This window comes from Streptomyces sp. NPDC020422 (assembly GCF_044386705.1).
Classification (GTDB): domain Bacteria; phylum Actinomycetota; class Actinomycetes; order Streptomycetales; family Streptomycetaceae; genus Streptomyces.
Genome location: NZ_JBIRVJ010000010.1, coordinates 132,076 through 146,813 on the forward strand (window position 1 = coordinate 132,076; position 14,738 = coordinate 146,813).

Annotated in this window: 12 protein-coding genes; 8 read left to right on the forward strand and 4 right to left on the reverse strand. The window is 72.4% G+C overall.

Going from position 1 to position 14,738, the window contains the following annotated elements:
- The first annotated feature begins 219 nt into the window (after window positions 1–219).
- From ACH414_RS26865 to ACH414_RS26875, 3 genes are all read left to right on the forward strand, one after another.
- Window positions 220–1,482 (forward strand): cytochrome P450, encoded by a 1,263-nt coding sequence (locus ACH414_RS26865; RefSeq protein ID WP_382541746.1) that lies wholly within the window; start codon window positions 220–222, stop codon window positions 1,480–1,482.
- A 164-nt stretch (window positions 1,483–1,646) separates the two neighbouring features.
- Window positions 1,647–2,279 carry a ScbR family autoregulator-binding transcription factor gene (locus ACH414_RS26870; protein WP_382541748.1) on the forward strand — a complete coding sequence of 211 codons (633 nt, stop codon included), beginning with the start codon at window positions 1,647–1,649 and terminating at the stop codon, window positions 2,277–2,279.
- 350 nt (window positions 2,280–2,629) lie between these two features.
- Window positions 2,630–4,339, forward strand: a complete 1,710-nt coding sequence (locus ACH414_RS26875; protein ID WP_398943791.1) for a class I adenylate-forming enzyme family protein — start codon at window positions 2,630–2,632, stop codon at window positions 4,337–4,339.
- Between the two features lie 205 nt (window positions 4,340–4,544).
- Here ACH414_RS26875 and ACH414_RS26880 read toward each other — a convergent pair whose 3' ends face one another.
- Window positions 4,545–5,819, reverse strand: a complete 1,275-nt coding sequence (locus tag ACH414_RS26880) for a M6 family metalloprotease domain-containing protein (RefSeq protein ID WP_398943667.1) — start codon at window positions 5,817–5,819, stop codon at window positions 4,545–4,547.
- Between the two features lie 384 nt (window positions 5,820–6,203).
- Here ACH414_RS26880 and ACH414_RS26885 point away from each other — a divergent pair, with 384 nt between their 5' ends.
- Both ACH414_RS26885 and ACH414_RS26890 read left to right on the forward strand, forming a co-directional pair.
- Entirely contained in the window at window positions 6,204–6,872 is a 669-nt protein-coding gene (locus ACH414_RS26885; RefSeq protein ID WP_382541753.1) for a TetR/AcrR family transcriptional regulator, read from the forward strand.
- A 192-nt stretch (window positions 6,873–7,064) separates the two neighbouring features.
- Complete coding sequence (locus ACH414_RS26890; RefSeq protein ID WP_382541755.1) at window positions 7,065–8,603, forward strand: MFS transporter; 1,539 nt, start codon at window positions 7,065–7,067, stop codon at window positions 8,601–8,603.
- Between the two features lie 51 nt (window positions 8,604–8,654).
- On the opposite strand, the gene ACH414_RS26895 is transcribed toward ACH414_RS26890, so the two are convergent.
- On the reverse strand, window positions 8,655–9,155 hold the full coding sequence (locus ACH414_RS26895; protein WP_382541758.1) for a MarR family winged helix-turn-helix transcriptional regulator: 501 nt from the start codon (window positions 9,153–9,155) through the stop codon (window positions 8,655–8,657).
- Between the two features lie 120 nt (window positions 9,156–9,275).
- On the opposite strand from ACH414_RS26895, the gene ACH414_RS26900 reads away from it, so the two are divergent.
- Entirely contained in the window at window positions 9,276–10,064 is a 789-nt protein-coding gene (locus ACH414_RS26900) for a dioxygenase (RefSeq protein WP_398943669.1), read from the forward strand.
- 111 nt (window positions 10,065–10,175) lie between these two features.
- Here ACH414_RS26900 and ACH414_RS26905 read toward each other — a convergent pair whose 3' ends face one another.
- A complete protein-coding gene (locus ACH414_RS26905; RefSeq protein WP_386566157.1) occupies window positions 10,176–10,715 on the reverse strand; it encodes a GNAT family N-acetyltransferase in 540 nt (179 codons plus the stop codon).
- A 151-nt stretch (window positions 10,716–10,866) separates the two neighbouring features.
- Here ACH414_RS26905 and ACH414_RS26910 point away from each other — a divergent pair, with 151 nt between their 5' ends.
- Window positions 10,867–11,868, forward strand: coding sequence for an RNA polymerase sigma factor RpoD/SigA (locus ACH414_RS26910; protein WP_382541767.1), 1,002 nt, complete (start codon window positions 10,867–10,869; stop codon window positions 11,866–11,868).
- Window positions 11,869–12,003: 135 nt separating this feature from the next.
- On the opposite strand, the gene ACH414_RS26915 is transcribed toward ACH414_RS26910, so the two are convergent.
- The gene (locus tag ACH414_RS26915) at window positions 12,004–12,966 is read right to left on the reverse strand and encodes a helix-turn-helix transcriptional regulator (RefSeq protein ID WP_398943671.1); all 963 of its coding nucleotides are present in this window, start codon (window positions 12,964–12,966) and stop codon (window positions 12,004–12,006) included.
- A 62-nt stretch (window positions 12,967–13,028) separates the two neighbouring features.
- Between ACH414_RS26915 and ACH414_RS26920 the strand changes: the two genes are divergently transcribed.
- Window positions 13,029–14,576, forward strand: coding sequence for an MFS transporter (locus ACH414_RS26920; RefSeq protein WP_382541772.1), 1,548 nt, complete (start codon window positions 13,029–13,031; stop codon window positions 14,574–14,576).
- Window positions 14,577–14,738: the final 162 nt, after the last annotated feature.

Below are 14,738 nucleotides of genomic sequence, written 5' to 3' on the forward strand. Positions count from 1 at the left end.
GTCGGTAGGCCGGAGGATCGGTGGACCGGTGGATCGGTAGGCCGGTAGGCCGGTGGATCGGTAGGCCGGTAGGCCGGTCGGTCGGTGGACCGGCAGGTCGGTTGACCAGCGGTCGACGCGGCCGGCGGTCCGAGGCCAGTGGTCACGGCCCAGGGGAGGGGAGGAGAGTTCTCCTCGGTTGCGTGTGCGGTGGGGGCGCGGAACACAAGGACGAACCGAATGGAGCTCACGCACATGGACATGGCTGCCTGCCCCCACGCCGCCCGTACCCCCCACCCCCTCGACGTCACCGGCCGCGACCTCGCCGGCGAGGCCGCCGTGCTGCGCGCGCACGGGCCCGCCGTCCAGGTCGAACTGCCCGGCGGCGTCCGGGCCTGGGCCGTCGTCGGCCAGGAGTACGTCGAGCGGCTGCTGCTCGACCCCCGGGTCTCCAAGGACGCCCGCCGCCACTGGCCGGCCTTCGCCGAGGGCCTGATCACCCCCGAGTGGCCGCTCTACCCCTGGGTCGCCAACGAGAACATGCTCTTCTCGTACGGGGCCGAGCACGCCCGACTGCGCCGCCTGGTCGCCGCCGCGTTCACCGCCCGCAGAACCGCCGCCCTCAGGCCCAGGGTCGAGGAGATAGCGGCCTCCCTCCTCGATCCGCTCGCCACCGCGCTCGCCGCCGGCGAGACCGTCGAACTCCGCACCGCCTACGCCGAGTCGCTGCCCCTCCAGGTCATCTGCGAGCTCTTCGGCGTCGCCGAGGGGGCCGCCCGCGACGAACTCTGCGCCGCCCTGCGCACGGTGTTCAGCTCCAGCGTCTCCGCGGCCACCATGGAAGCCGCCCGCGGCACCGCCTTCCGGCTGCTCGCGGAGCTCGTCGCCGACCGGCGCCAGGCGCCCGGCGACGACCTCACCTCCTCCCTGATCGCCGCCCGCGACGGCGCCGACGCGCTCACCGAGAACGAACTCCTCGGCTCGCTCTTCCTGTTGATCGCCGCGGGACAGGACACCACCGCCGCGCTCATCGTCAACGCCGCCGCCGCCCTGCTCGCCCACCCCGAGCAGCTGGCCCACGTCCGCGCCGGACGGGCCACCTGGGAGGACGTCGTCGCCGAGACCCTGCGCACCCACAGCCCCGCCGCGTACTCGCCGATGCGCTTCGCCGTCGAGGACATCGAGCTCGACGGCGTACGGATCGCCCAGGGCGACCCGATCCTGGTCAACTTCGCGGCCGGCGGCCTCGATCCGGCCCGTTACGGGGCGGACGCCGCCCGCTTCGACGTCCTGCGCACCGACCGCGACACCCTCGGCTTCGGGCACGGCGTGCACCGCTGCCTCGGCTCCCCGCTCGCCGTCCTGGAGGCGACCGTCGCCCTCTCCGCGCTCTTCGACCGCTTCCCCGGTCTGGAACTGGGCTGCAAGGCGGAGGAGTTGGCTCCGATGCCGACCTTCCTGCTCAACGGGTACGGCGCGTTGCCCGTGCGGCTCGCCGACTAGCCGTTCCGCGCCCGCTCCGCGCCCGCTCCGCGCCCGATCCGCACCCGCCCCGCCGGGCTCCGTCGCCTCCGTCGCGCAGTCTCTTTTCCGTCCACCGAAAACCGCAGGGCCGGTTTGTTAAAGTCGGGATGAGAGGCGGGCGATGACGGAGCGACGGAGAACCCTTGGCCAAGCAGGAACGGGCGATTCGGACCCGTAACGCGCTCATCGAGTCCGCTGCCGCCCTCTTCGACCGCGACGGCTTCGAGGTCGCCTCGCTCGCCACCATCAGCGCCCGCGCCGGGGTCAGCAGTGGTGCGTTGCACTTCCACTTCCAGAGCAAGGCGGCGCTCGCCGACGCGGTCGTCGGCGCGGCCGGGGAGCGGCTCGTGCGGATCACCCGGGACCGCGAGGCGCTGCCGCTGCAGACCCTGATCGACGCCAGCCACGAGCTGGTCCAGGGGCTGCGCGCCGACTGCGTGCTGCGCGCGGGCTTCGACCTGAGCGCGGGCAACGAGCGGCGGCCGCGCGCGACCCAGGACCTGCGGCGGATATGGCGCGAGTGGGTCGAGGCGACCGTGGCCCGGGCCGAGCGGGAGGGGCTGCTCGCCCCCGACGTGGCGGCCCGGGACGTAGCCGCGGCGGTGGTGGCGGTGGCCGCGGGGCACGAGGTGCTGGGGCATCAGGACCCGTGCTGGCTGGAGCGGGCGCCGTTGACCCGGTTCTGGTCCTTCCTGCTGCCCCGGGTGGTCGGCGACGCCCGCGTCGGTCTCTTCGTCGCCTCGGGCGACCCGTCCGCGGAGCCGGCGGGGCGCTGAGGCCCGGCCGCCGCGCGTGGCCGATGCCCGCCCTTGACGCCCCGCAGGCGCGGGCATAGCGTCGAGCGGCGAACTGAGCAAGCGCTTAGAAAGAGGCAGCCGTGGTGGTCGAGCCGCAGTCCGACGCGGGTACGGAAACGACGGAAGCGATGACGGCGGCGACGACCGCGCCCGAAGCGACGGCCGCGAAGACGGCGCCCGAAGCGACGGCCGATAAGACGGCGCCCGAAGCGACGGCGGCGGAGGCTACCCCCGACGCGACGGCCGCGAAGACCGCACCCGAAGCGACGGCCGCGAAGACGGCGCCCGAAGCGACGGCAGGAAAGACGGCGCCCGGAGCGACAGCAGCGATGACGGCGCCCGAAGCGAAGACCGCGCCCGAAGCGACGGCGGCGGAGGGCGGCCCGTCGGCCGTGGACGCCCCCGACCCCACCGCCCGCCTCCTCACCGCCCCCGGCGCCCCCTTCGCCGTCGACGGCGGCGTGTACACGGGTGGGCCCCGGACCCTGCGCGAGTTCGTCGAGGCCACCTGGGCCTTCGGTGAGCGCCCCTTCCTCGTCTCCGACGACGGGGTGCTGAGCTACCGGGAGTTCTTCGACGCCGCCTGCGGCCTCGCCCGCCGTCTCGTCGACGTGCACGGCCTGCGCCCCGGCGACCGCGCCGTCGTCGCGATGCGCAACCACCCCGAGTGGCAGATCGCCTTCTGGGCCGCGCAGCTCGCCGGGCTCGTCGCCGTGCCGCTCAACGCCTGGTGGACCGAGGACGAGCTCGCGTACGCCCTCGACGACTGCACGCCCCGCGTCCTGCTCGTCGACGGCGAGCGGGTCCCGCGCGTCGCCGCCTGGGCCCGGGCCCGTTCCGTACCCGGCATCGTCTTCCACGGGGAGCCCGACGGCGCCCTGCCGGAGGGCTTCGAGGCGTACGTCCCCGACACCGACCCGGTCCTCGGGCCGCCGCCCGTGGACGTGCTCCCCGAGCAGGACGCCACCATCATCTACACCTCGGGGACCACCGGCCGCCCCAAGGGGGCCGTCGCCACCCATCTCGCGCAGGCCGGGGCCGCGATGAACCCGCGCTATCACGCGGCCGCCTCGGCGCTGCGCCGCGGCGAGGTGCCGGGGGCCGGTCCGGTGCCGGTGTCGCTCACCACCTTCCCCTTCTTCCACGTCGCCGCGTTCACCTCCTTCTACTCGGTGATGGCGGCCGGCGGCACGCTCGTCCTGATGCGGAAGTGGGACGCGGACCGGGCCCTGGAACTGATCCGCACCCACCGCGTCACCCACTACGCCGGCGTCCCGACCACCGCGCTCCAACTGCTCGACGCCGCCGAGCGCGCCGGGGACCCGCTGGAGACGCTGACCATGCTCAACACCGGGGGAGCCGCGGCCCCGCCGGGGATCGTGCGGCGGATCGCCGCGCGGTACGGGGAGCGCGTCGAACCCCGCAACGGCTACGGCCTCACCGAGACCTGCGGCGGGGTGCTGGCCAACTTCGGCGCCGAGTACCGCGCCCACCCCGACAGCGTGGGGCGGCCCACCCCCGCCACCGAGGTGCGGATCGACCGGCCGGACGCGGAGGGCGTCGGCGAGCTGTGGCTGCGCGGCCAGTCGCTGGTCCGGGGCTACTGGGGCGACGAGGAGGCCACCCGTGCCGCCTTCACGCCCGAGGGCTGGTTCCGCACCGGCGACCTCGCGTATGTGCGGGAGGGGCGGGTCACGGTCGTCGACCGGATCAAGGACCTGGTGATCCGCGGCGGCGAGAACGTGTACTGCGCCGAGGTCGAGGGCGTGCTCCACGCCCACCCGGACGTCGTCGAGGCGGCCGTCCTCGGCGTCCCGCACCCGGCCCTGGGCGAGGAGGTCGCCGCCGTGGTGCGGCTGCGCGAGGGCGCGACGGCGGGGGCCGAGCAGCTGAGGGCGCACGTCGGTGCGCGGCTCGCGGCCTTCAAGGTGCCGGCGCATGTCCTCGTACGGGAGGCGGAGCTGCCCCGCAACGAGACGGGGAAGGTCCTCAAGCGCCGGATCCGGGACGAGCTCGCGGACGGGCTCCGGGGCGCGTGAACGCGTAAACGAGGCGGCGCGCAACCGAGGCGGCGCGCACCCGCACCCGAGAAGGCGCAAATCCGAGGCGGCGCGCGAACCGACAGGGCGCAAACCCGAGGCGGCGCAAATCCGTTAGGGCGCAAACCCGAGGCGGCCCGCACCCGAGTAGGCGCAAACACGAGGAAGCGCTCGTCACGACCAGCGGCCGGCGCCCCGGCGGGCGTCAGGCGCGTGACACCCGCACCCGGAAGGCGCCCGTCGTGCCGTCCTCCGAGAGGACGTTGATCCGGATGCCGTTCGCGCGGTCGGTGAAGGTCTCGCCCGGGCGGTACGGGGCGTCCGAGAGCTCCGCGTGGACGTTGGGGCGCCGGGTGCAGCCCCCGCTGCTGTGGTCGCTGTCGGTGACGGTGACCGGGCCGCGGCCGGTGTCCACGTCGGTGTCGACGCGGTAGATGAGCACGCCCGGCTCGCAGACGGCCTCGTCGTTGCCCTCGCGGGTGCGGACCTCGACGGCGTACCCGGCCTTGTCGGAGAGCGGGACGAAGACCAGCTTGGGGCCGCCGGTGGTGGCCAGCGGGGTCAGGGTGTACTCGGCGGCGCCGGTGCGCGAGGCGCAGCGGATCTGGTCGTTGTCCAGCCAGCCCAGCTTCCACTTGTGCCAGCCGAGGAGGTCGTTGTTGGCCCCCCAGTCCTCGGACATGATGTCCCAGTGCCCGACGGTGCCGCCGCCGTCGGAGGTGTAGAGGTCGGGCAGCCCGAAGACGTGGCCGTTCTCGTGCGGCAGGACCCGGTAGCCGGTCTCGGCGTACGTCCCCGAGCCGTCGTCCTGGCGGCTGTAGACGAAGGACGTGTTGGAGAGCGGGACCCCGTCCGCGTAGGGGGCGTCGTCGTTGCCGGAGAAGGTGACGGACAGGACGGTGTCGAGGGCGGAGGGTCCGGCGTTGGGCGTGACGAGGATGTTGACCAGGTCGTACGCGCTGAAGTCCACCCGGGCGTCGGCGGCCTTGATGATGTCCTCGACGAGCTTGCGGTAGCCCGGCTCGTACGGCGATCCGCGTTCGACCCCGTAGGAGGTGAACGGCCGCGGCATCCGCAGCCAGTCGGGTATCGGGACCTCGGGCTGGTAGTGGAGCCGGCCGTAGGAGCTGGTGCGGAACCAGTCCGCGGTCTGGGGGAAGAACTCGCGGAAGCGGCTCATGGCGGTGCCCTCGCCGGGTGCGTCCGGGAAGTCGACCATCAGGTTGAGCGCCCGGACCCGGCCCGTGGAGCGCGCGTATCCGGGGGAGGTCGGCAGACCCTCCGACATCTGCACACCCATCGTCGTGGCGATCCGGCACGGGCCGAGCGGCGCTTCCCCGGGACCCGCGGCGACGGGGCCCGCGGAGGCGGGGACCGGGCCGGGCAGGGTGGTGCTGGCCGATGCCAGGGCGGCGAGCGCGAGCGCGGTCGCCGACGCCAGGGCGATGGGTCTGCGTATCCGTCGGCGGGACTCCTGCATGCGGTCGCCTCCTGATCTGCGCCGATCGGCCGGCGCGTGTGATCAGCCTGTGGCGGGGGTCGGGGGTGCGCGCGTCGGGTGGCCCGACCGGGGTACTCGACCCACGACGCGGATGATGTGACCCAGGTCACACGTAAGGCGGGAAATAACCGGGGACTGCGTCCCCGTTTAACCGTGTGTTCCGCGAAGTGGGGAGTTGGTCCCCGGATCGCATCGGAGCACGGCGCACCGGATCGCATCGCTCGGATCGGATCGGATCGGATCCGATCGGGTCGGGTCGGGTCGGGTCGGGTCACGTCGCTCGGGTCGCATCGCTTCGGATCGCATCGCTTCGGGACGCATCGGATTGCATCGGATCGCATCGGAAACCTGGGAGGCAGCGCAGTGAGCAGCACCGCCGACACCGCACCCGTCCGCCGTGTGCCGCGCCCCCGCGCGGACGCGCTGCGCAACCGCGAGCGGATCGTGACGGCGGCCCGGGAGATGTTCGTGGAGTTCGGCGCCCAGGTGCCGCTCGACGAGATCGCGCGCCGCGCGGGCGTCGGCAACGCCACGCTCTACCGCAACTTCCCCGAGCGCGGCGACCTCGTCCGCGAGGTCGTCAACTCCCTCATGGCCCGCGTCACCGAGCGGGCCCTGGAGGCCGCCGAGCAGGAGGCGGACACCTTCGCCGCCCTCCGCCGCTTCGTCCACGCCGCCGCCGACGAGCGGATCGGGGCCCTGTGCCCGATGCTCGACGGCGACTTCGACAAGCACCACCCCGATCTGCACGCCGAGCAGGAGCGCCTGGAGGAGGCCGTGCAGGGCCTCGTCGACCGGGCGCAGGCGGCCGGCCGGCTCCGTGCCGACGTGGGCGTCGGGGACCTGATGGTCGCGGTCTCCCAGCTCACCCGGCCGCTGCCCGGGACGGCCTGTCTCAACATGGACCGCTTCGTCCACCGCCATCTGCAGGTGTTCCTGGACGGTCTGGAGGCGCCCGCGCGCTCCGAACTGCCCGGTGCCGCCGCCACCCTCGACGACCTGAGGAGCGAGTCCAGCTGCTCGACCTCATGAGCCCGCCCCGACCGAGGAGGCCCTGAGCCGTAGTCCCGGTCGCGGATCCCCGCACGCCCCACCCGCGACCCCCTTGTAACTCCCCGTAACTCCTCAGAACTCCCTTACAGAACTCCCTTACAGAACTCCCTTACAGAACTCCCTTACAGAAGTCCCTTTTTCACCAGTACGCGCCAAGAGGTGGCTACCCCCATGTCGAAAATCACCGAGTCCTCCCCGCCGGCCCAGGCCGACCCGAGCCGCTGGAAAGCCCTGGTCTTCATCGCCCTGGCCCAGCTGATGGTCGTGCTCGACGCGACGATCGTGAACATCGCGCTGCCCTCCGCCCAGCAGGACCTGGGGATCTCGGACGGCAACCGGCAGTGGGTCATCACCGCCTACGCCCTCGCCTTCGGCGGTCTGCTCCTGTTCGGCGGCCGGGTCGCCGACCTGTGGGGCCGCAAGCGCACCTTCGTGGTCGGCCTGATCGGCTTCGCCGCGGCCTCCGCCCTCGGTGGCGCCGCCACCGGTGAGGCGATGATGCTCGGCGCCCGCGCGCTGCAGGGCGCGTTCGGCGCGCTGCTCGCCCCGGCGGCCCTCTCCCTGCTCGCGGTGATGTTCACCGACGCCAAGGAGCGCGCCAAGGCCTTCGGCATCTACGGTGCGATCGCCGGTGGCGGCGGCGCCGTGGGTCTCATCCTCGGCGGCTTCCTCACCGAGTACCTGAACTGGCGCTGGACCTTCTTCGTCAACATCCCGTTCGCCGTCGTCGCCGCCCTCGGCGCGTACTTCGTGATCCGCGAGCCGGCCGGCGGCCGCAACCGCTCGCCGCTCGACGTCCCGGGCGTGGTGCTGTCGACCCTGGGTCTGGTCTCCCTGGTGTACGGCTTCACGCGGGCCGAGTCCGACGGCTGGACGGACCCGACGACCATCGGCCTGTTCGTCGCCTCGGTCGTGCTGCTCGCCGCCTTCGCCCTCACCGAGTCGCGGGTGAAGTCCCCGCTGCTGCCGCTGCGCGTCGTCACCGACCGCAACCGCGGCGGCGTCTACCTCTCGCTCGGCCTCGCGGTCATCGCGATGTTCGGTCTGTTCCTGTTCCTGACCTACTACCTGCAGGTCGTGAAGGGGTACTCGCCGGTCAAGACGGGCTTCGCCTTCCTTCCGATGATCGCGGGCATGATCACGGGCTCCACCCAGATCGGTACGCGTCTGATGACCCGGGTCCCGCCGCGCTTCCTGATGGGCCCCGGCTTCCTGACCGCCGCGCTCGGCATGCTGCTGCTGACCCAGCTGGAGATCGGCTCCTCGTACGCCGGTCTGATCCTGCCGGCGCAGCTGCTGCTGGGCCTCGGCATGGGTACGGCGTTCATGCCGGCGATGTCCCTGGCCACGCACGGGGTCGACCCGCGCGACGCCGGAGTGGCCTCCGCGATGGTCAACACCTCGCAGCAGGTCGGCGGCGCCATCGGCACGGCCCTGCTGAACACGATCGCCGCCTCGGCGACCACCGCCTACCTGGCCGACCACGCGGCCGGGGCGACCACCCCGGCGGCGCAGAAGCTGCTCCAGCTCCAGGGCATGGTCGAGGGCTACTCGGCCGCGATCTGGTGGGCGGTCGGCATCCTGGCCGTCTCGGCGACCATCGCCCTGACGCTGATCAACACCGGCAAGCCGGGCACGGGCGCGGTGGCGGCCTCCGGCTCCGGCGCGGGCGCCGGGGACGAGGTGAAGGTCCCGGTCATCGCCCACTGACCCGCCGAGTACAGCGCCACCTCTCGCGTCACCGCCTGCCCTGGCTCCCGTTCAGCGGAGCCAGGGCAGGTCCGCGTCCGGGTCCGCGGGCTGGAGCCCCTCCGCCATCGTCCGCATGATCGCGCCGAGCTGCTCGACCTGCGCGGGGGTGAGCCGGTCGAAGAGGGCCTGCCGTACGGCGGCGACATGGCCCGGGGCGGTCCTGCGCAGCACCTCGTAGCCCTCGTCCGTGAGGGTGGCGAACTGGCCGCGCTTGTCGGACGGGCACTCCTCGCGCGCCACCCAGCCGTTCTTCTCCAGGCGGGCGACGGCGTGCGAGAGTCGGGAGCGGGTGATCTTCGCGCTCCTGGCCAGCTCCGTCATCCGCATCCGGCGCCGGGGGGCCTGGGAGAGCTGGACGAGCAGCCCGTAATAGGTGTGCGGCATCCCGGCGTCGCGCTGGAGCTGGCGGTCGAGATGGTCCTCCAGCAGGGTGGTGGCATGGAGGTAGGCGCGCCAGACGCACTGTTCCTCGTCGCTGAGCCAGCGGGGCTCGGGTTCGGTCACGGTCATGGCATCCATCGTACGACCCGTTCTTGAAAGTTGAACTATATGGACTTACGCTGTCCGTGACAGCGAGCTTGAAAGTTCAAGAACAAGTTCAGGATCAGGTGAAGGAAGGCGGCGGACGCCATGGACGCCACGCAGGTACGAATGCCGGCCCTCTATCTCTCCCACGGCGCCCCGCCGCTCGCCGACGACCCCGTCTGGCCCGGCGAGCTCGCCGCCTGGTCCGCGACGCTGCCCCGCCCCAAGGCGATCCTCATGGTCTCGGCACACTGGGAGGAGGCCCCGCTCGCCCTCGGCGCCACCGAGACCGTCCCGCTCGTCTACGACTTCTGGGGCTTCCCCGAGCACTACTACCGGGTCCGGTACGCGGCCCCCGGCGCGCCCGGGCTCGCCGAGTCCGTCCGCAAGCTGCTGCGCGCCCCCGGCACCCCCGTCCAGGACATCCCGGACCGCGGGCTCGACCACGGGGCGTACGTGCCCCTGGTCGAGATGTTCCCCGGCGCCGACATCCCCGTCCTGCAGATCTCCATGCCCACCCTCGACCCGCGCCGCCTGATGGAGATCGGGCGCAGGCTGGCCCCGCTGCGCGACGAGGGGGTCCTGATCGTCGGCAGCGGCTTCTTCACCCACAACCTGGCCGCCCTGCGCCACACCGGCCCCGGCGTGCCCGGCTGGTCCGCCGAGTTCGACGCCTGGGGGCACGAGGCCCTCGCGGCGCACGACGTCGACGCCCTGCTCGACTTCGAGGCGAAGTCCCCCGCGGGCCGACTCGCCCACCCGCGCACCGAGCACTTCGCCCCGCTCTTCGTGACGATGGGCGCGGCGGACGCGGCCGGCGACCTGGAGCGGGAGCGGAGCGTGATCGACGGCTTCTGGATGGGGCTGGCGAAGCGATCGGTGCAGTTCGGCTAGCCACATGCGGTTCGGCCGGCTCGGTGCGGGTCGGCTGGCCGAGTGCCGGTTCGGCCGGCTCTGCGTGGCTCGGCTGGCCGAGTGCCGTTCGGCCGGCTCTGCGCGGGTCGGCTAGCGGTCCCCCGCCGGGACCCCGTGGAGGTCCTTCTCGTACCAGGCCACGTCCCAGTAGCGGCCGAACTTGCGGCCCACCTCCCCGTACGTACCGATGTGGCGGAAGCCGAAGCGGGCGTGGAGGCGGACCGAGGGCTCGTTCGGCTGCGCGATCCCCGCGTACGCGCGGTGGACGTCCTCCGTGGCCAGGGCCTTGAACAGGTGCTCGTACAGCAGGGTGCCGACGCCGCGGCCGCCGGCCGTGGGGGAGAGGTAGACGCTGACCTCCACGGAGGTGGCGTACGCGGCCTTCGGGCGGAAGGCGCTGCTCGACGCGTACCCCAGGATCTCGCCCGTGCCGGCGTGCTGGGCAACCAGAAGGCGGTGGGGGCCGTCTTCAGGGTGGGAGCGGAGCCAAGGGAGTCGCTGCTCCGGGGTGAAGGGCTCCGTGTCGAATGTGATCGCGGTCTCACGCACGTAGTGGTTGTACAGCTCGGTCAGAGCCGCCAGATCGCCCTCCGCAGCCGGTCTGACCTGCGTGTCCGTGGGTTCCGTCACCGTGCCCTCCCCGTGTCCGGCCGCGCAGGATACTGCATGATCGCGAAAATCCATGTGCCGGGTGGGAATTCTGTCCTGATTCCAGTCGTTGTTTCCGTCGGATGCAGGGCACCCGGAAGGGTGTCGCGACCTACTCAGCAAGGGAGCACGCATGGCAACCCGTGCCGTCGCCCGTCGTCAGTCCTCCGCCGCGAGCGGAAGCAGCCGGGCAAGCAGCGTTCGCGCCGTGGGCGGGGAGATCGCCGACCGCGACCTGGTCGGCATGTACCTCGACGAGATCGCGCGCACGCCCCTGCTCGACGCCGCCAAGGAGGTCGAGCTCTCCCAGACCATCGAGGCGGGCGTGTACGCCCAGCAGATCCTCGACGGTGAGATGGAGAGCGAGGCGGGCGGCGCGACCCGTGAGGAGCTCGAGGCGCTGGTCGCCGAGGGCGAGCGTGCCAAGGACCTCTTCATCAAGTCGAACCTGCGACTCGTCGTCGCCGTGGCCCGGCGCTACCCGCGCAGCGGACTGCCGCTGCTCGACCTGATCCAGGAGGGGAACGCGGGCCTGGTCCGCGCGGTCGAGAAGTTCGACTACGCGAAGGGCTTCAAGTTCTCGACGTACGCCACGTGGTGGATCCGCCAGGCCATCACCCGGTCCATCGCCGACCAGTCCCGCACGATCCGGCTGCCCGTCCACCTGGTGGAGGAGCTGGGCCGGATCCGCCGGGTGCAGCGCGAGTTCAACCGCGAGCACGGCCGCGAGCCGGAGCCCGCGGAGGTCGCGGCCGAGCTGGGCTCGACGCCGGAGCGGGTCGTCGACGTCCTGGACTGGGCGCGCGACCCGGTCTCGCTCAACATGTCGGTGGACGACGAGGGCGAGACGCAGTTCGGCGACCTCCTGGAGGACACGTCGGCCATCTCGCCGGAGCAGTCGGTGCTGACGCTGCTGCGCAGCGAGGAGCTCGACGACCTCATCGACAAGCTGGACCACCGGACGGCCTCGATCATCCGGATGCGGTACGGCATCGAGGACGGGCGCGAGCGGACGCTCACCGAGGTCGGCAAGGAACACGGCCTGACCCGCGAGCGCATCCGCCAGATCGAGAAGCACGCGCTGCTCGAACTGAAGAAGATGGCGCGGGACACGGGCTTCGACGCGGTGGCGTGACACCGGGCGAGCCGGCGGAGGCCCGACCCCTTCGGGGCCGGGCCCGCCCGGATCTCAGGCGTGCGCTGGTTGCCCGGGGCCCGGGTCTCCAGACGGGCGCCGGCTGTCCGGGGCCCGAGTGTCAGGAGTGCGGTCTCAACCCTCCGCGCCGGCCGCGGCCAGGCGGGTCGCCAGCTCGCGGGTGTAGGCGAGCAGCGCGTCCGGGGCGTGGATCGTGAACGGGGCGTCCACATGGGCGAGCCAGAGCGCCGTCCACTCGACGGAGTCCGTCGTGTGGGCCCGCAGCCGGCAGCTGCCCGGACCCGTGGCGACCGGCGCCAGATGGCCCGGCAGCCGTGCCACGACGAACTCGGCCGGCGCCTCGAAGCTCACGTCCAGCTCCATCTCGGGCTGGGCCCGCGAGAGCGAGTTCTTCAGCAGCTGCGCCGCGTCCGCCGCCGGGAGCTCCCGCGGGGTGAAGCGCGCCCCCGTCGGGAACGGCTCGCTCACCCGGTCCACCCGGAACGTGCGCCAGTCCTCCCGCCCCAGGTCGTACGCGACCAGGTACCAGCGCCGCCCCGTCGACACCAGCCGGTAGGGCTCCACCAGGCGCCGGCTCTCCGCGCCGTCGCCCGCCCGGTAGCCGAACCGCAGCCGCTCCTGGCCGGTCACCGCGCCCGCCAGCGCGGTCAGCGTCTGCGGGGCGACCGTCGCCCCGTCCCCGCGGGTCAGCGGGATCGTCGCGTTCTGCAGGGTGGAGACCCGGTGCCGCAGCCGGGACGGCAGCACCTGCTCCAGCTTGGCCAGGGCCCGTACGGAGGCCTCCTCGATGCCCTCGATGGCGTGCCCCGCCCCGGCCCGCAGCCCGACCGCGATGGCCACGGCCTCCTCGTCGTCGAGGAGCAGCGGCGGCATCGCCGTACCGGCGACCAGGCGGTAGCCGCCGACCGCGCCCTTGCTCGCCTCGACCGGGTAGCCGAGGTCGCGGAGCCGGTCGATGTCCCGCCGGATCGTGCGCGGCGAGACCGCGAGCCGCTCGGCGAGCTCGCTGCCGGGCCACTCGCGCGGGGTCTGGAGGAGCGACAGCAGATTCAGGAGTCGTGCCGGAGTGTCCGTCATGCGTTCAAGGATGCGGTTCATCTAGGACATCAGCTGGCCTATATGGCTCTTATGTTTCTCGTATGAGTTCACACGACGCCGTCACGGACGCCGCTGCGGCCGCCGACAAGAGACGCTGGATCGCCCTCGCCATCGTCATGACCGCCGCCTTCATGGATCTGGTCGACGCCACGATCGTCAACATCGCGATCCCCAGCATCGAGCGGGACCTCGGCGCCTCGTTCGGCGCGATCCAGTGGATCACCGCCGGTTACGCCCTGGCGTTCGCCGCGGGCCTGATCACCGGCGGCCGCCTCGGCGACATCTACGGCCGCAAGCGCCTCTTCCTGGTCGGCACCGCGGGCTTCACGCTCGCCTCCGCGCTGTGCGGCGTCGCCGCGAACCAGGAGATGCTGGTCGGCTCCCGCCTCCTCCAGGGCGCGGCGGCGGCCATGATGGTGCCGCAGGTCCTGTCGATCGTGCACGTCACCTTCCCCGCGCACGAGCGCGGCAAGGTCTTCGGCATGTTCGGCGCCGTCATCGGCCTGGGCGCGGTCTCCGGCCCGCTGCTCGGCGCGCTGCTCACGCAGTGGAACATCGCGGGCCTCGAATGGCGCCCGATCTTCCTGATCAACCTGCCGGTCGGCATCGCCGCCCTCGTCCTCGGCCGCCGCTTCATCACCGAGTCGAAGGCCCCGAAGGCGCTCCGTCTCGACCTGGTGGGCGTGGTCCTGGTGACCGTCGCGCTGCTCATGCTGATCTATCCGCTGACCCGCGGCCGTGAGCTGGGCTGGCCGCTGTGGGGCCATCTGATGATGGCCGGCAGCCTCGTCGTCTTCGGCGCCCTCGTGGCGTACGAGAAGTACAAGACGAAGAAGGACGGCTCGCCGCTCGTCGAGCTCTCGCTGTTCCGGGTGAAGAGCTTCGCGGCCGGCATCGCCGTCCAGCTGACCTTCGGCGTCGTGATGGGCATCTTCTTCCTGGTCTGGACGCTCTACATGCAGATCGGCCTCGGCTGGACCCCGCTGAAGGCGGGTCTGACCGGTGTGCCGTTCTCGATCGCGGTCTCCACGGCGGCGGGCCTGTCCGTCCAGCAGCTCGTGCCGCGCTTCGGTCGCAAGGTGCTCCAGGCGGGCGCCCTGACCATGGCCGCGGGCATCCTGCTCTACCTCTTCGAGGCGGGCCGCTACGGGACCGGGATCCACTCCTGGCAGATGATCCCGCCGCTGGTCGTGATGGGTCTCGGCATGGGCCTCATCGTCGCCCCGCTGACGGACGCGGTCCTGTCGGAGGTGCCGCGCGAGCACGCCGGTTCGGCCTCGGGCCTGATCAACACGACCGGGCAGATGGGCAACGCGCTCGGCCTCGGCCTGGTGTCGGTGGTGTTCTTCGGGACGATCGACGACGAGCGGCTGGCCAAGGCCCCGCAGGAGACGGGCGCGGCCTTCACGGACGCCTTCCGGAACTCGCTGGGCTGGGCCGCGGTGGTCCTCGGCGTCATCTTCCTGGTGATGTTCGCGCTGCCGGCCAAGCCGAAGCAGCACCTGGAGGGCGGGGCGGACGACGCCGAGGCGCCCGTCCCGTCCGACGGCGCGGCGGCCGCGGTGGAGAAGGAGACGGCGCTCGTCTAGAGCGCGCGCCGTGTGAGCACAGGGCCCTGGTCCCGGGATTCGCCTCCCGGAACCGGGGCCTTCGTCATGCGCCCGGACGGCCCTTCGACCCGAATCCTCGGCAAGCCCCCCAGGATGCCCGTTCCTGCCCGTATTCATGCCCGATTCCTTTTACTTTCCGGA